This window comes from Meridianimarinicoccus aquatilis (genome assembly GCF_004358675.1).
GTDB lineage: Bacteria > Pseudomonadota > Alphaproteobacteria > Rhodobacterales > Rhodobacteraceae > Meridianimarinicoccus > Meridianimarinicoccus aquatilis.
Genome location: NZ_SMZO01000018.1, coordinates 11,577 through 24,766, shown reverse-complemented (window position 1 = coordinate 24,766; position 13,190 = coordinate 11,577). Strand labels below are relative to the sequence as shown.

The window sequence follows — 13,190 nt, the reverse complement described above, 5'->3', positions numbered from 1 at the left end:
GGCGTGATAGCGCAGGACGGTCTATCTCTTTGGGGAACTTAGTTGGAGGAGGCCATGTCGCACCCCCGGTCCCAGATTGAACGTTTCGACCCTGTATGGGCACAGATCCGAACCGAAGCCGAAGCGGCCGTCAGGGATGAACCCCTGATGGGCGCCTTGGTGCATGGCGGTATTTTGCATCATACCTCCATGGCGCGGGCGATGTCTTATCGGCTGTCCATGAAGTTGGCCTCAAGCGAGATGCCCGATCAATTGCTACGCGAAGTCATCGACGAAGCGTTTGCAGCTGATCCAAAGATTGAGGCGGCCGCACGCGCTGACCTTATGGCTGTTTATGAACGTGATCCGGCGTGCCACCGGATGATCCAGCCTTTGCTCTTTTTCAAGGGCTACCAAGCCCTGCAAGCGTATCGCGTATCGCATTGGCTTTGGACTGAAGGACGCTTTGATATGGCGTACTATGTTCAGATGCGGGTTTCAGAGCTTTTCGGGGTGGATGTGCATCCGGCTGCCAGGCTGGGCAAAGGGCTTATGATTGACCATGCCCATTCCATCGTGATCGGAGAAACGGCTGTGGTCGGTGATAATGTGTCGATGCTGCATTCCGTTACCTTGGGCGGAACTGGCAAAGAAGATGACGACCGGCATCCGAAGATTGGCGATGGCGTCTTGATCGGGGCCGGTGCGAAGGTCTTGGGAAATATCACCGTCGGCAACTGCTCGCGGATTGCATCGGGCAGTGTCGTTTTGGAATCGGTGCCGCCGTGCAAGACTGTTGCGGGTGTCCCCGCGCGGATTGTGGGTGAGGCCGGGTGTTCACAGCCGTCGGTGATGATGAATCAGCAGCTCTGAGTTCGTTAGCGCACGACGAGATCATCCGCTCGCAGCGTGCCCAGCACGTCGCGGGCGCGCTCATCCAACAAATCCAGATCGAGATACTGATCAGACAGGCGGCGTGTCTTGTTCGTCAGCGCCGCGACCTGATCAGACAGGGCGTCACGTTTCACGGCGAGACGGTCGTATTCTGCCATAGCTTCAACGCGAGAGACGACGCCAAGATCGCCCTGGACCGCCGCGAACGCAAAATAGCCAGCAAGTGAGAGGGTCACGATCGCATAGATCGCAAAGCCGAAGCCGTGTTTCTGTGCCATGTCTGCCTCTGTCTATTTTTACATTTTGGCCAAGACTGCCACAAATACGGCATTTTGGGAATCCCCAAACGCCCGGCGTCGTGAGAGCCGAGCGTTTGGGTGTTCTTTATCAGGCCTTGCCGAGATAGATGTCGACGAGGTTTTGCAGCATCGCAAGCGCGTCCTCGCGCGAGCGCTGGAAGCTGTTGCGGCCGATGATAGAGCCGTTGCCACCGCCGTCCCGGATCGCGCGCGCATCGTCATATACGCTGTCAGCACCTTTCTTTGCACCACCAGAGAAGACGACAATGCGGCGGCCGTTGAATGACGCATCCATGCAGTGCTTCACGCGGGCGGCCTGTGTGGCTATGTCAATGGACTGCTCTTCATAGACTTTCTTGGCCTCAGGTAGTTCAAGATGGTCTGTGGACAGCTTGATCTTGATGATATGCGCGCCGATCAGGGCAGCGATTTGCGCGGCATAGGCGGCAATGTCGATTGCTGTTTCGCCAGGCTTACTGATGGCTTCGCCGCGCGGGTACGACCAGATGACGGTTGCCACGCCGCGCGCTGCGGCTTCTTTCCGCATCTCGACGATCTCTTCGAACATATCAACGGCCATGTCGGAGCCGGGATAGATCGTGAAGCCGATAGCGGCACATCCAAGGCGAAGGGCATCGTCGACCGAACCAGTGATTGCCTGATTTTTGCCGGCAGTATCCGACATCAGGGAATTTGCAGAGTTCAATTTCAGGATTGTTGGCACCTGACCGGCAAACGTATCTGCCCCAGCTTCCAGTTGACCCAAGGGTGCGGCGTAGGCATTCATCCCAGCGTCTATCGCAAGCTGGTAATGATAGTGCGGGTCATATCCTGCCGGGTTCGGTGCAAATGTCCGAGCTGGGCCGTGTTCGAACCCTTGATCGACGGGCAAAATGATCATTTTGCCAGTGCCCGCCAATTTGCCGTGCATGAGCATGCTGCAGAGCTTTGCTTTGACGCCTGGTGTCTCGCCTTCGTAGTTCCGCAGGATTTGGCGGACGGTGTCGGTCATTTGCATGAGATCGGGCCTTTTATTGAACGATTGGGATTTGTTAGGCGCGTCACGTCTTCGGTTCAAGGCTGGGAGCGCTAACTGGACTTGATTGACGCGCCTAGCCGCCTAAGGCCGAGACGCCGGGCAAGGTCTTGCCCTCCATCCATTCAAGAAATGCACCGCCGGCGGTCGAAATATAGGTGAAATCGTCCGCCGCTCCCGAAGTGTTCAAAGCCGAAACTGTATCCCCCCCACCGGCAACGCTGATCAATGCTCCGCTCTTGCTAAGTTCTGCGGCATGACGCGCGGCGGCATTTGTGGCGGTGTCGAACGGAGGTATCTCGAAGGCCCCCAAAGGGCCGTTCCAGATAAGCGTTTTTGCGGTGTCAAAAGCGGCGGTGATGCTTTCGACGGTTTTGGGCCCCGCATCCAGTATCATCGCGTCGTCTGGGCATGCGTCCGCTGCCACGACCTCGTTTTCGGCCCCTGCTTTGAACTCGCGAGCGATGACCACGTCTTCGGGAACGAGAATTCTGCACTTGGCGTCATCAGCCTTTTGCATGATCTCGAGAACCGTGGGCGCCATTTCGGCCTCGGCGAGAGATTTGCCGATAGGCTTGCCCTGCGCCACAAGGAATGTGTTGGCCATTCCCCCACCGATCACCAGAACGTCAACGCGGCCTACGAGGTTGCCCAACAGATCAAGCTTGGTCGACACTTTTGCGCCGCCAACAACTGCGACAACGGGGCGGACCGGATTGGCCAATGCGCGCTCGAGAGCCTCAAGCTCTGCCTGCATCGCGCGTCCGGCACAGTTGGGCAGAAGTTGTGCGATGCCTTCGGTGGACGCGTGCGCCCTGTGAGCCGCGGAAAACGCATCATTGCAATAGATATCGCCAAGTGCAGCAAGTGATGCTGCGAAGCGCCCGTCATTTGCTTCTTCTTCGGCATGAAATCGCGTGTTTTCAAGAAGTACGACCGTACCCGGCGCCATTTCCGAAACGGCTTTCTTGGCAGGAAGGCCGATGCAATCGTCGGCAAACGTGACAGGCACGCCGAGTATGTCTTCAAGCGCTGCCCTGACGTGTGACAAAGACATCTCGGGAACGACTTTTCCTTTGGGGCGCCCAAAATGTGCCATCAGGACGGGTTTTCCCCCGCCCGCGAGAATGTCGTCGATTGTCGGTTTGATCCGTTCGATTCGGGTGGCATCGGTGACGCGTCCGTCGGACATTGGCACGTTGATGTCGACCCGGGTGAGCACGACCTTTCCGTCCAGATCCATTTGGTTCAGTGCTTTCCACGCCATTGCGTACCCCCAAGTCTTGATGTTTCGCGCATAGATAGATCACGTGGGTGTGACAGTGACAAGACTGCCATGAACGAGCTTCGGGGGTGGACCTTTACCATCGGGCCGGCCTAGGGTCTGCGCCAACACGACCCAGAAAGGATGCCACATGGCCGAGATCAAGGATCCGGAAAACACCATCATCATTGAGTTGAAAGATGGGGAAGTTGCGATTGAATTGCTGACGGACGTTGCGCCGCAGCATGCCGAACGCATGAAGGAATTGGCCCGCACCGGTGCCTATGACAACGTTGCCTTTCACAGAGTGATCGACGGCTTCATGGCCCAGACAGGCGATGTGCAGCACGGCAACATGGAAGGCGATTTCAGCATTCGCCGCGCCGGCACGGGTGGGTCTGAACTGCCAGATCTGCCAGCGGAATTTTCCAAGCTGCCGCATGATCGCGGGACGTTGGGGGCAGCACGTTCGGCGAATCCGAATTCGGCGAACTCGCAGTTCTTTATCAACTTCAAAGATAATCATTTCCTGAACGGGCAATACACCGTCTATGGCCGGGTAATTTCGGGAATGGACCATGTCGATGCAATTGCACGGGGCGAGCCGCCAGCGCAGCCGGACCGGATGATCAGTGTGAAGGTGGCCGCAGATGCGTAAGGCTGCTCTCATCGCAAGCATGGTTCTGGCGGGAACGGGAGTGCATGCGGCCGGACTTGAGATTGAAGTTTCCGGTGAAGCTCAAGGGACTATCACCATCGATCTTCTGGAGGATATCGCCCCCCAGCACGTTGAGCAGATCACGGCACTGGCTGAGGCTGGTGCTTACAATGGCGTGGTTTTCCACCGCGTGATTGATGGCTTCATGGCTCAGACTGGTGATGTTGAATTTGGCAAGATGGGCGACGGGTTCGACATTCGCATGGCGGGTCGCGGCGGATCAGATCGGCCAAACGTACCGGCGGAGTTTTCCGATGTGACGTTTGATCGTGGCGTGGTCGGTATGGCGCGTTCGCAGAACCCGGACAGCGCGAATTCGCAGTTCTTTATCATGTTCGCGCCCGGTCCTTTCCTTGATGGCCAGTATACGGTCGTCGGGACCGTTACCGGTGGCATGGATGTGGTCGACGCGATCAAGCGCGGCGATGGTCCAAACGGCGCCGTTGTTGGCGAACCTGACCACATGGTGTCGGTCACAGTCACGGACTGATTTTGCACGCTTTGCTGTAGCTTTCCCGTCGCCAGTTTTTGGCGGCGGGTTTTTTTGTGGTTGCTAGGCGTTGCGCCAAGGACTTGCCCGGGGTGTGCATCCGATAGGGTTCATCCAGATGCTGGGTCTAATTGACCGCAAGCAGTTAGGGCATTGCCAATTGCCGCATCCGTTGTGTTCAGGGTCAGCGTAGTCACAATGTACTCAACCGACGAAGAGACGTAGTTTGGCGACAAAAAAAGCTATGGCAGCGCTTGATGTGCAATCTGAGACCTTCAAATCCAGAGCGCTTTGACCTTCAGCCGACCCATCAAAATGCATGGGGTGACTTGCTAGGCTGTTTCGTCAGTTTTTCTTGGGGGGTCAAAGGTCCACCTGTAAGATGGCGGTGTCGGGCCTTTGTTCCGGCCGCCCTGTTCGGTTTGTTCCCATGCGTGGGACAGAATTCCAACGGATCGGGACAGGCAAAACAGCCCGCGCGCGAGAGGCGCTGCGAAGCCAAGCTCGGCATAGATCACGGCTGTTGCCCCATCGATATTCATGGGGATCGGACGCCCCTTGCGACGCGCCAACGACGCCTCTACCGCCTCGCCAATTTCGGCGAATTTGCCGTTGCACGCACCTTCTTGAGTCGCTTCGCGCACCAGGTGCATCAAACGGGGCGCGCGGGGATCGACAGGTGTATGAAATCGATGGCCAAACCCCGGAATGATCTTGCCCTGTGCCGCGACCCAAGCGTCCAGCGCGCTGTCGATGTTGCCGTCCCAGTCCGCGATGTGTGTATACATCTCAACGGCTTGTTCTCCGGCGCCGCCATGCACGTCGCCCAGCATGTTGACGGCACTGGCCATTGCATTGTTCAACGGCAAGCCGCATGTAACGGCCATCCGCGCGGCCGCGATCGACGGGGCCTGCGGGCCGTGATCCACTGCCGACACAAGGGCCGCTTCGAACAGTCGGGCTTGAGCCGGGGTGGGGCGGTCGCCGCGCACCATCAGCCAGATCATTTCGGCAAAGCTGACATTGCCAATCAGGTCCTGAATAGGGTGGCCGCGTAATTCGATCCGGCCGGGCTCCATGTCGATGATCGAGGTGCGCCACCAGTCTGAAACGTCGCTCATATAATTCCCTCGTTGCGATACGCCGCGATGTCGTCTGGCGTGAGGCCAAGCTCTGCCCAGACAGTGTCATTGTCGGCCCCCAGCTTGGGGGGCGCAGTGTCTGGGTGTGGGCGCGCACCGTCCATCATAACCGGGCTTCCGGTTAGCGTGATCGCGTCACCATCAAGTTCCACATCAGCGGTGAAATTCCGGCCCATGATCTGGGGGTCGTCCAAGACGTCGGGCACAGACAGCACGGGGCCTGCGGGTACGCCATTTGCATTCAGTGTCTCTGCCCAGTCCGCCGCTGTGCGGGTGAGCAGAACGGTTTCCAAAGTGCTGCGCAGGGTGTGACGATTCCGCTTGCGGTCTTCGCGGGTCTTGTAGTCCGGATGATCCACCAGGTCTTCGCGCCCAAGAAGGCGCGCGAGCGCGTGCCATTGCTCGTCTCGGTTGGCCGCAATGTTCAAAGGGCCATCAGCTGTCGCAAAGGTTCCTGACGGCGCAGAAGTCATATTCTCGTTGCCCTGCGCGCTGGGCGTGACTCCACCAATCAGATAATTCGACACGACCCACCCCATTGATGCGACGACAGCTTCGGTCATGGACACATCAAGAAACGTACCACGGGGCGTTGCGTTGAGAGCTGCTGCAATGGCAAAGGCAGCTGTCATTCCGCCCATCGTGTCAGCCAGCGGGTATCCCACACGGTAGGGCGCGTTGTCCGGGGCGCCGGTAATTGACATGACGCCGGACAAGCCCTGTACGATCTGGTCATAGGCGGGGTCGTCCTTGCGCGGACCACCCTGACCAAAGCCACTGATCGCACAATAGATCAGTTGCGGGTTTTCCTTGCGCAGAACGTCATAGCCCACCCCAAGCCGATCCATGACGCCCGGGCGAAAATTCTCGACCAGCACATCGGCGCGTTGCACCAGCTTCTTGAGTAGGTGTTTTCCCTTGTCAGCCTTCATATCCAGTGTGACAGACCGTTTGCCCGCGTTCTGCGCCAAAAAGCTGATGCCCATTCCCTTTGCATTGCGCGCGGGGTCGGCCCCAAGAACTCGGGCCAGATCGCCGGTGCCGGGGCGCTCCACCTTGATGACGTCGGCGCCCATGAGTGCCAGTTGATAGCACGCATAGGGGCCAGCCAGGACGTTGGTCAGATCAAGAACCCGAACCCCGGATAAGGGTTCAGTCGCCATCGGCAACACCAGCCTGACGGGCCTTCGCACGGCGAGCCCGATAGCTTGGAACAACCACAAGCAGCACGGCAATGACCAAGAGGCCGGCCGTCATCGGCCGATCAAGAACAAAGCCAAACCCATCGTAAAGTTGCATTGAGCGGGCAAAGTTGTCTTCGAGCATCCCGCCAAGGATGAAACCGATCAACAGCGGTGCCAGCGGGTAATCAGCGAACCGAAGAATGGTCGCGCAGATCCCCATGCCGACCAGTAGCAAGAGTTCTGTTGCGTTGTTCTGGCCAATATAGCTGCCCATCAGCGTAAAGAACAAAATGAACGGGATCAGATAGTTGCGCGGGATGGTCAGCACTTTGGCGATATAGGGGATCAGTGGCAGGTTCAGGATCAGCAGCACAAAGTTCCCGATATACATCGAGATGATCACCGCCCAAAAGATCTGTGGCTCATCGATCATAAGGCGTGGGCCGGGTGTCACGTTCAGAGCAATCAGCGCGCCCAAGAGAATCGCGGTTGTGCCTGATCCGGGAATACCCAGTGTGAGCAAAGGCACAAACGACCCGGTACACGCCGCGTTATTGGCCGTTTCCGGTGCGGCGAGGCCCTTGATCGACCCTTTGCCAAACTCGGCCTGTTCGTCCTTGGATGCGATGTTGCGTTCAACCGCATAGCCAAGAAACGACGCTATCGTGGCACCTGCGCCCGGAAGCACCCCGATGAAGAAGCCCTGAACCGACTGGCGGGCGATGACGGGCGCAATCTTGCGCCCCTCTTCGCGCGAAATGCGCAGGTTTTCGATCTTGCCGCCTTCCGAGTTCTGTTCGGCCTTTTTCGAATTCAGAACAAGGAACAGCGCCTCGGGCAAGGCGAACATGGCCATGGCCAGCGTGATGAAGCTTAGACCCGATTGCAGGTCCATCAGACCCATCGTGAAGCGGGGCATGTTGAACAACGCGCCTTCGCCAACGGTGGCCAGAATGAGCCCCACCAGTGTCATCAAGATAGCCTTGGCGACGTTTCCGGTGCCGGCGAAGGCCGCAATGGCAGACAGGCCCACGACCATCAGCGCGAAATATTCGGCCGAGTGGAACAACAGGGCGACCGAAGACAGCATCGGCGCGAAGATCATAAGCAGCAAGGCACCGATGGTGCCGCCGCAGAACGAAGCAATGGCGGCGATTGTCAGCGCCTTGCCTGCTTGCCCTTTTCGGGCCATCGGGTAGCCATCAAAACTACTGGCGACGGTTCCGGCAACGCCGGGCGCATTCAGCAGAATGGAGGATGTCGAGCCGCCGAAGATTGCGCCGTAATAGACGCCCGCAAGCAGGATTAGCGCGGCAGACGGGTCACCCATGCTGATTGCAACGGGGATCATGATCGCGATGATCGACATCGGTCCAAGACCGGGCAGCATGCCGATGAATGTGCCGATCAGGCACCCGGCAACGACCATCATGAGGTTATAAGGCGATGTGGCGGCGCTTAGGCCGAGAAGGAGACCGTCAAGCATGGCTTATGAAACTCCCAGAAAGAAAGGCCAGGGACGCAGGAAGATGCCCAGAACCTGTTCGACCAGATACCAGACAATTCCGGTCGCAAGCATCGCGACGGGGAGCAGAATGTGATATTTGCGTTCACCCAGAATGCTGGCACCAATTGTGATGAACCCGACTGTCGCCAGCAGGAACCCGGCTGGGCGCAGCAGCAGGGCATACGCGACCATAAGGCCCAGCAAAGCCAGCGCGGGGATCAATTGATATTCACCAAGGCGGCGATAGTCGATGTCAGGGGTTTTTTCGCTCGAAGAGGGTTTTTCAAGTCCAAGCAGTATCACGAGTGCCGCGATAATTGCGAGAACGGCCAGGACTTTTGGGAACGTACTGGGCCATATTGGGTTGCGCTGCATAAAAGGAGGCAACAACTGGTCCATCGTGAAAAATGCTGCGTAGCCGTAGGCAAGCGTGACGCATAGGATGACTAGCGCGATCCAGCGATCAAGGGCCATGGTCCCCTCCCTCTATTGAATGGAAATGACAGCCGCCATGAATTGGCGGCTGTCGATCGTGTTTCCGTCGTTCGGCTTACAGGAAGCCGAGTTTCTTCATCAGGTCGCCGATGGCTTGTTCCTGATTTTCGAGGAAGGCTTTGAAATCATCGCCGGAGTTGTGAATGTTGACCCAGCCGTTGCGCGCACGCACGGCTTCCCATTCTTCCGTTTCGTACATTGCGCTGATGGCGGCCTGATACGCTTCGACTTTGTCGGCGGGCATGCCGGGCGCGCCGAAGAAACCGCGCCAGTTGACGAACGAGGTGTCGATACCTTGTTCCTTCATTGTTGCCGCATCCGCATAGGCCGGCACACGCTCATCAGAGGTCACACCGATGATCTTGACTTCACCGGCTTCAGCCAGCGCAACGGCTTCGGAAAATCCGGTGGACAGGGCTTTGATTTCACCAGACAGCAGGGCCGCCATGGCTTTCCCGCCTGCGTCATAGGGGATGTACTTGACGTTCAGCGCATCGCGGCCGGACGCTTCCATCACCATTGCGGCCACGAGGTGGTCCATACCGCCGGGAACGGATCCGCCGCCGATGGCTGTGGCGCTTGGGTCTGCGTCGAACGCAGCCAGCAGATCATCCATGGAATTGACGTCGCTGTCGGCACTAACGACCAGCGCCGCGTAGTCGCCGATTGTGCCGGCAACCAGCGTCAGATCGCGGAAGTTGTGCGGGAAGACGCCGGTCAGCGACCGGATCACGATCGGGGTCGAGTTGACCATCAGCGTGTCATGCAGGCTGTCGGCGTTTTCGATCAGATATCCGATGGCCTTGCCGCCGCCGCCGCCGGACATGTTTTCATACGATGCGGTTCCAACAAGTCCGGCACCTGTCAGGGCTTCGCCTGTGCCACGTGCTGTACCATCCCAGCCGCCGCCGGCGCCGCCGGGGATCAAAAAGTGAATGCTCTCGACAGCCTGATGGCCTTCGGCTTGTGCTGTGCCGGTGAAAGCGAATGCTGCCGCAGCAGCGAGCAGGGCACGACGGCCCAGTTCGAGTTTCATTGTCATAGTCCTCCCATTTGACAATTACGGCTTGCGCCGCTCATGTGGCAGGGGTCTTGAAGCCCCAACCTGACACTAAGCTGACACCGGCGCGAAAAAAAGGACACCCCCCATGCGGTTTCTGCTGATCGAGGACAATTCGGCATTGGCCGCTGCCGTCGTCGACAGGCTGAGCCTTGATGGTCATGTGGTGGATCATGCTGGTGATCTTGAAACCGCCAAGGATTATGCCGCGACGACGGAATACGACCTTATCCTGCTCGATATTATGTTGCCGGATGGGGATGGGCGTAGTTTTCTTGCCCATCATCGCGACAAGAAAACGACCACGCCCGTGATCGTCTTGACCGCCCGGTCTGAGGTGTCGGACCGGATCAGCCTTTTGGACCTTGGGGCCGACGACTATATGGTCAAGCCCATCGATTTTGCCGAACTAGAGGCCCGGTGCCGTGCTGTGCTGCGCCGCCGGGGGGGCGGGGCCCGCAATGCGATTGTGTTGGGGAAGTTGGAATTTAACCCAGCGTCTGGAACCCTCAAGGTGGACGGGACCGAAATTCAACTGCGAACGCGCGAGTTGCGGTTGTTCGAAGTGTTCATCAACGCGCCGGAAATGGTACTGTCCAAACCGGCATTGGTGGACAGATTGTTCTCGTATGACGAGCAGGTCACCGAGAACGCCATCGAAGTCTACGTTGCGCGGCTTCGTAAGCATCTCACCGGTTCGGGGGTTTCCATCACGACGGTCCGCGGGCTTGGCTATAAACTGGTCCACGCGTGACACCGCCGGTCGCGCAAGGCTCTATTCGCCGACGGCTTTTGCTTTTGCTGCTGCTAGTGTCCGCTGCGATGGCGGTTCTTTTGTATTTCGTCGTGCAATCGGTGGCGCAGCAAGTGGCGCAAGACAGTCAGGACAACATCCTTGCTGCGTCAGCCCGGTCGGTGATGGATGGCGCCCGCAGTGTCGAGGGATCAATCAGCGTGGATTTGCCATATTCCGCGCTTTCGATGCTGGATAGCGTAACGGATGAACGGGTCTTTTACGCGGTTTGGCTCGGGCCGGAATTTTTGACCGGGTATCGCGATTTGCCGCGCCCGCCGTTGCGAGACCAGTCCACGATGGCTTTCGCATCCCGGGAGTTTCTGGGCGAACAGGTCCGCATTGTTTCCGTCGGCAGGCCCTTTGCCGTTCATGAGGGCCAGGTTCTTGTCGAAGTGTCTGTGGCTCAAACGCTGTCCGGGCAACGCCAGACGTTGACCGAGATTTCACATATGGCCTTGGCAATCGGTGCGGGGTTCTTTGCGATCAGTGCTATTCTTGCGCTGCTGGTCGCTCGCAGTACCATCAGGCCGCTTGACCTGTTGACGGCATCTGTGGCGCGACGCGGGCCCAAGGATCTGCGGCCGGTTTCCGCGCCGGTACCCCATGAAATGGTTCCGTTGGTCGCATCGCTCAATACTTTGATGCAGCGTCTCGAAGCCTCTTTGGCCAGATCCGAAGATTTTATCGCCGAAGCGGCGCACCGGGTTCGGACCCCATTGGCAATTGTGCGCACAAAGGCGGAAATCATCCAGCGTAGCGTGACGAAGGCCGAAAACCGGGCCGCGCTTCGCGAAATGATCCACGCCATTGATGATAGCTCGCGCACGGCGGGGCAACTTCTGGATCATGCCATGGTGGCCTTTCGCCTTGATAATCTGGCGCAAGAGACGATCGATTTGTCCGCTCTTGTGCAGGACAGCGTCGAACGCCTGCGCCCGATTTCTGAAATCAAGGACATTACCCTTATGGTCACCGCGTCCGATGCCGCCACGATTAAGGGCGACAGCATTCTGCTGCAAAGCGCCTTGCACAACTTGCTGGACAACGCCGTGAAATACAGCCCAGCCGGCTCGCGTGTTGAAGTGGCCCTGCGCTGCGGTGACTTTGGGCCGCGCATTGACGTACGCGATACCGGCGCGGGCTTTGCTGACCTTGATCTGGAACGGCTTACGGGCCGATTTGAACGCGGTACGAATTCCAGCGGCATTGTTGGCTCAGGGCTGGGATTGACCATCGCGAAAGACGTGATCGAAGCCCATGGCGGGCAGTTAAGGATTGGCAACAATCCAAAGGGGGGCGCGTGCGCGAGTTTGCTTTTTCCCTGGTCTTGATGCTGATCGCACATTGCGCCGCAGCTTTCGAGATTGAGGATCACAGATGGTTTGGTGCGGACAATGCAAGCCAGACCGTTACCATTCTATCGACGGCTGACATCCGCTTTTTCGCCCCGATGATCGAGAGCTTTCTGGCGACGAACCCGGCGGTGGCGGTGGATTATACCGTCGCCAGTTCAACCGAAGTCATGCGGGCCATCCACGCGGAGCGGCGCCCCTTCGATCTTGTCATTTCGAGTGCAATGGACCTTCAGACAAAACTTGCAAATGACGGGTTCGTGCAGCGCCATGAGCCGGACGGTGCGCACGTCATGGCGGACTGGGCGGTGTGGAACGACATGGTTTTTGCTTTCACCCAAGAGGCCGCCGCCATCGTCTTGTCAAACAAGGTGTTTGAAGATCTTGCTGTGCCTCGCAGCAGGCAAGAATTGATCGCGTTGCTGCGCGAAAACCCCGATCTGTTTCGCGGCAAGGTTGGTACATATGATATTCGACAGTCGGGGCTTGGATATCTGTTCGCGACGCAAGATACGCGCGCCTCGGACACCTATTGGCGATTGACAGAGGTGATGGGCGGGCTGGATGCCAAGCTCTATTGTTGCTCGTCCGACATGATAGATGCGGTCGAAGATGGCACGCTGGCCGTGGCCTATAACGTGCTGCAAAGCTACGCGATCAATCGGCAAGACACGGGGCGGTTCACCGTCGTTTTGCCGTCCGACTTTTCAACCGTCATGCTCAGAAGTGTGGTGATTCCAAACAACGCACCGACCGTTGAGATGGCCCGCCTGTTTCTGGATCATATGCTGGGTCAGGCGTTTGGTCCGACGGGTAACGCCGCGCTGGGCCAATCCGCCTTGGACCAACGCAATGAGGCGTCTTTGCACCGCATCCGCCTTGGACCGGGCCTATTGGTGTTTTTGGATCAGTTGAAAAAGAGGGCGTTCTTGCAGGAATGGACCAACGCGATTTTGCAGCCATAGAAAACAGGT

General features: G+C 58.1%; 14 protein-coding genes. 6 read left to right on the top strand and 8 right to left on the bottom strand.

Features of this window, described 5'->3' with window-relative positions:
• Positions 1–54 precede the first annotated feature (54 nt).
• Entirely contained in the window at positions 55–852 is a 798-nt protein-coding gene (gene cysE / locus E2L05_RS09585; RefSeq protein ID WP_133342695.1) for a serine O-acetyltransferase, read from the top strand.
• Between the two features lie 5 nt (positions 853–857).
• Here the strand turns inward: cysE and E2L05_RS09580 are convergent, their stop codons facing one another.
• From E2L05_RS09580 to E2L05_RS09570, 3 genes are all read right to left on the bottom strand, one after another.
• Positions 858–1,151, bottom strand: a complete 294-nt coding sequence (locus E2L05_RS09580; RefSeq protein ID WP_133342694.1) for an FtsB family cell division protein — start codon at positions 1,149–1,151, stop codon at positions 858–860.
• Between the two features lie 109 nt (positions 1,152–1,260).
• Positions 1,261–2,190 (bottom strand): class I fructose-bisphosphate aldolase, encoded by a 930-nt coding sequence (locus tag E2L05_RS09575; RefSeq protein WP_133342693.1) that lies wholly within the window; start codon positions 2,188–2,190, stop codon positions 1,261–1,263.
• A gap of 94 nt (positions 2,191–2,284) precedes the next feature.
• Positions 2,285–3,475: a phosphoglycerate kinase gene (locus tag E2L05_RS09570; RefSeq protein WP_133342692.1), complete on the bottom strand. Its 1,191-nt coding sequence runs from the start codon at positions 3,473–3,475 to the stop codon at positions 2,285–2,287.
• A gap of 148 nt (positions 3,476–3,623) precedes the next feature.
• On the opposite strand from E2L05_RS09570, the gene E2L05_RS09565 reads away from it, so the two are divergent.
• The gene (locus E2L05_RS09565; RefSeq protein ID WP_133342691.1) at positions 3,624–4,130 is read left to right on the top strand and encodes a peptidylprolyl isomerase; all 507 of its coding nucleotides are present in this window, start codon (positions 3,624–3,626) and stop codon (positions 4,128–4,130) included.
• On the top strand, positions 4,123–4,680 hold the full coding sequence (locus E2L05_RS09560; protein WP_133342690.1) for a peptidylprolyl isomerase: 558 nt from the start codon (positions 4,123–4,125) through the stop codon (positions 4,678–4,680). The genes E2L05_RS09565 and E2L05_RS09560 overlap by 8 nt, the downstream gene beginning before the upstream one ends.
• Positions 4,681–5,012: 332 nt before the next feature.
• Here the strand turns inward: E2L05_RS09560 and E2L05_RS09555 are convergent, their stop codons facing one another.
• The 5 genes from E2L05_RS09555 to E2L05_RS09535 form a co-directional block, all read right to left on the bottom strand.
• Entirely contained in the window at positions 5,013–5,801 is a 789-nt protein-coding gene (locus tag E2L05_RS09555) for a citryl-CoA lyase (RefSeq protein ID WP_133342689.1), read from the bottom strand.
• On the bottom strand, positions 5,798–6,985 hold the full coding sequence (locus E2L05_RS09550) for a CaiB/BaiF CoA transferase family protein (RefSeq protein WP_133342688.1): 1,188 nt from the start codon (positions 6,983–6,985) through the stop codon (positions 5,798–5,800). Before E2L05_RS09550 ends, E2L05_RS09555 begins: the two co-directional genes overlap by 4 nt.
• On the bottom strand, positions 6,975–8,492 hold the full coding sequence (locus E2L05_RS09545) for a tripartite tricarboxylate transporter permease (protein ID WP_133342687.1): 1,518 nt from the start codon (positions 8,490–8,492) through the stop codon (positions 6,975–6,977). Before E2L05_RS09545 ends, E2L05_RS09550 begins: the two co-directional genes overlap by 11 nt.
• Positions 8,493–8,495: 3 nt before the next feature.
• Positions 8,496–8,987, bottom strand: a complete 492-nt coding sequence (locus E2L05_RS09540) for a tripartite tricarboxylate transporter TctB family protein (RefSeq protein WP_133342686.1) — start codon at positions 8,985–8,987, stop codon at positions 8,496–8,498.
• 76 nt (positions 8,988–9,063) lie between these two features.
• Positions 9,064–10,044, bottom strand: a complete 981-nt coding sequence (locus E2L05_RS09535) for a tripartite tricarboxylate transporter substrate binding protein (protein ID WP_133342685.1) — start codon at positions 10,042–10,044, stop codon at positions 9,064–9,066.
• Between the two features lie 112 nt (positions 10,045–10,156).
• On the opposite strand from E2L05_RS09535, the gene E2L05_RS09530 reads away from it, so the two are divergent.
• From E2L05_RS09530 to E2L05_RS09520, 3 genes are read left to right on the top strand one after another with little or no spacing between them, the layout of a single operon-like run.
• Positions 10,157–10,822 (top strand): response regulator transcription factor, encoded by a 666-nt coding sequence (locus E2L05_RS09530; RefSeq protein WP_133342684.1) that lies wholly within the window; start codon positions 10,157–10,159, stop codon positions 10,820–10,822.
• Positions 10,819–12,195: a sensor histidine kinase gene (locus tag E2L05_RS09525; protein WP_243721931.1), complete on the top strand. Its 1,377-nt coding sequence runs from the start codon at positions 10,819–10,821 to the stop codon at positions 12,193–12,195. The genes E2L05_RS09530 and E2L05_RS09525 overlap by 4 nt, the downstream gene beginning before the upstream one ends.
• A complete protein-coding gene (locus tag E2L05_RS09520; RefSeq protein WP_243721930.1) occupies positions 12,165–13,181 on the top strand; it encodes an ABC transporter substrate-binding protein in 1,017 nt (338 codons plus the stop codon). The genes E2L05_RS09525 and E2L05_RS09520 overlap by 31 nt, the downstream gene beginning before the upstream one ends.
• Positions 13,182–13,190: the final 9 nt, after the last annotated feature.

Excerpts from the sequence above, each read along its gene's own strand:
- cysE (WP_133342695.1), top strand. The coding sequence starts at position 55 with ATGTCGCACCCCCGGTCCCAGATTGAACGTTTCGACCCTGTATGGGCA.
- E2L05_RS09580 (WP_133342694.1), bottom strand. The coding sequence starts at position 1,151 with ATGGCACAGAAACACGGCTTCGGCTTTGCGATCTATGCGATCGTGACC.
- E2L05_RS09575 (WP_133342693.1), bottom strand. The coding sequence starts at position 2,190 with ATGCAAATGACCGACACCGTCCGCCAAATCCTGCGGAACTACGAAGGC.
- E2L05_RS09570 (WP_133342692.1), bottom strand. The coding sequence starts at position 3,475 with ATGGCGTGGAAAGCACTGAACCAAATGGATCTGGACGGAAAGGTCGTG.
- E2L05_RS09565 (WP_133342691.1), top strand. The coding sequence starts at position 3,624 with ATGGCCGAGATCAAGGATCCGGAAAACACCATCATCATTGAGTTGAAA.
- E2L05_RS09560 (WP_133342690.1), top strand. The coding sequence starts at position 4,123 with ATGCGTAAGGCTGCTCTCATCGCAAGCATGGTTCTGGCGGGAACGGGA.
- E2L05_RS09555 (WP_133342689.1), bottom strand. The coding sequence starts at position 5,801 with ATGAGCGACGTTTCAGACTGGTGGCGCACCTCGATCATCGACATGGAG.
- E2L05_RS09550 (WP_133342688.1), bottom strand. The coding sequence starts at position 6,985 with ATGGCGACTGAACCCTTATCCGGGGTTCGGGTTCTTGATCTGACCAAC.
- E2L05_RS09545 (WP_133342687.1), bottom strand. The coding sequence starts at position 8,492 with ATGCTTGACGGTCTCCTTCTCGGCCTAAGCGCCGCCACATCGCCTTAT.
- E2L05_RS09540 (WP_133342686.1), bottom strand. The coding sequence starts at position 8,987 with ATGGCCCTTGATCGCTGGATCGCGCTAGTCATCCTATGCGTCACGCTT.
- E2L05_RS09535 (WP_133342685.1), bottom strand. The coding sequence starts at position 10,044 with ATGAAACTCGAACTGGGCCGTCGTGCCCTGCTCGCTGCTGCGGCAGCA.
- E2L05_RS09530 (WP_133342684.1), top strand. The coding sequence starts at position 10,157 with ATGCGGTTTCTGCTGATCGAGGACAATTCGGCATTGGCCGCTGCCGTC.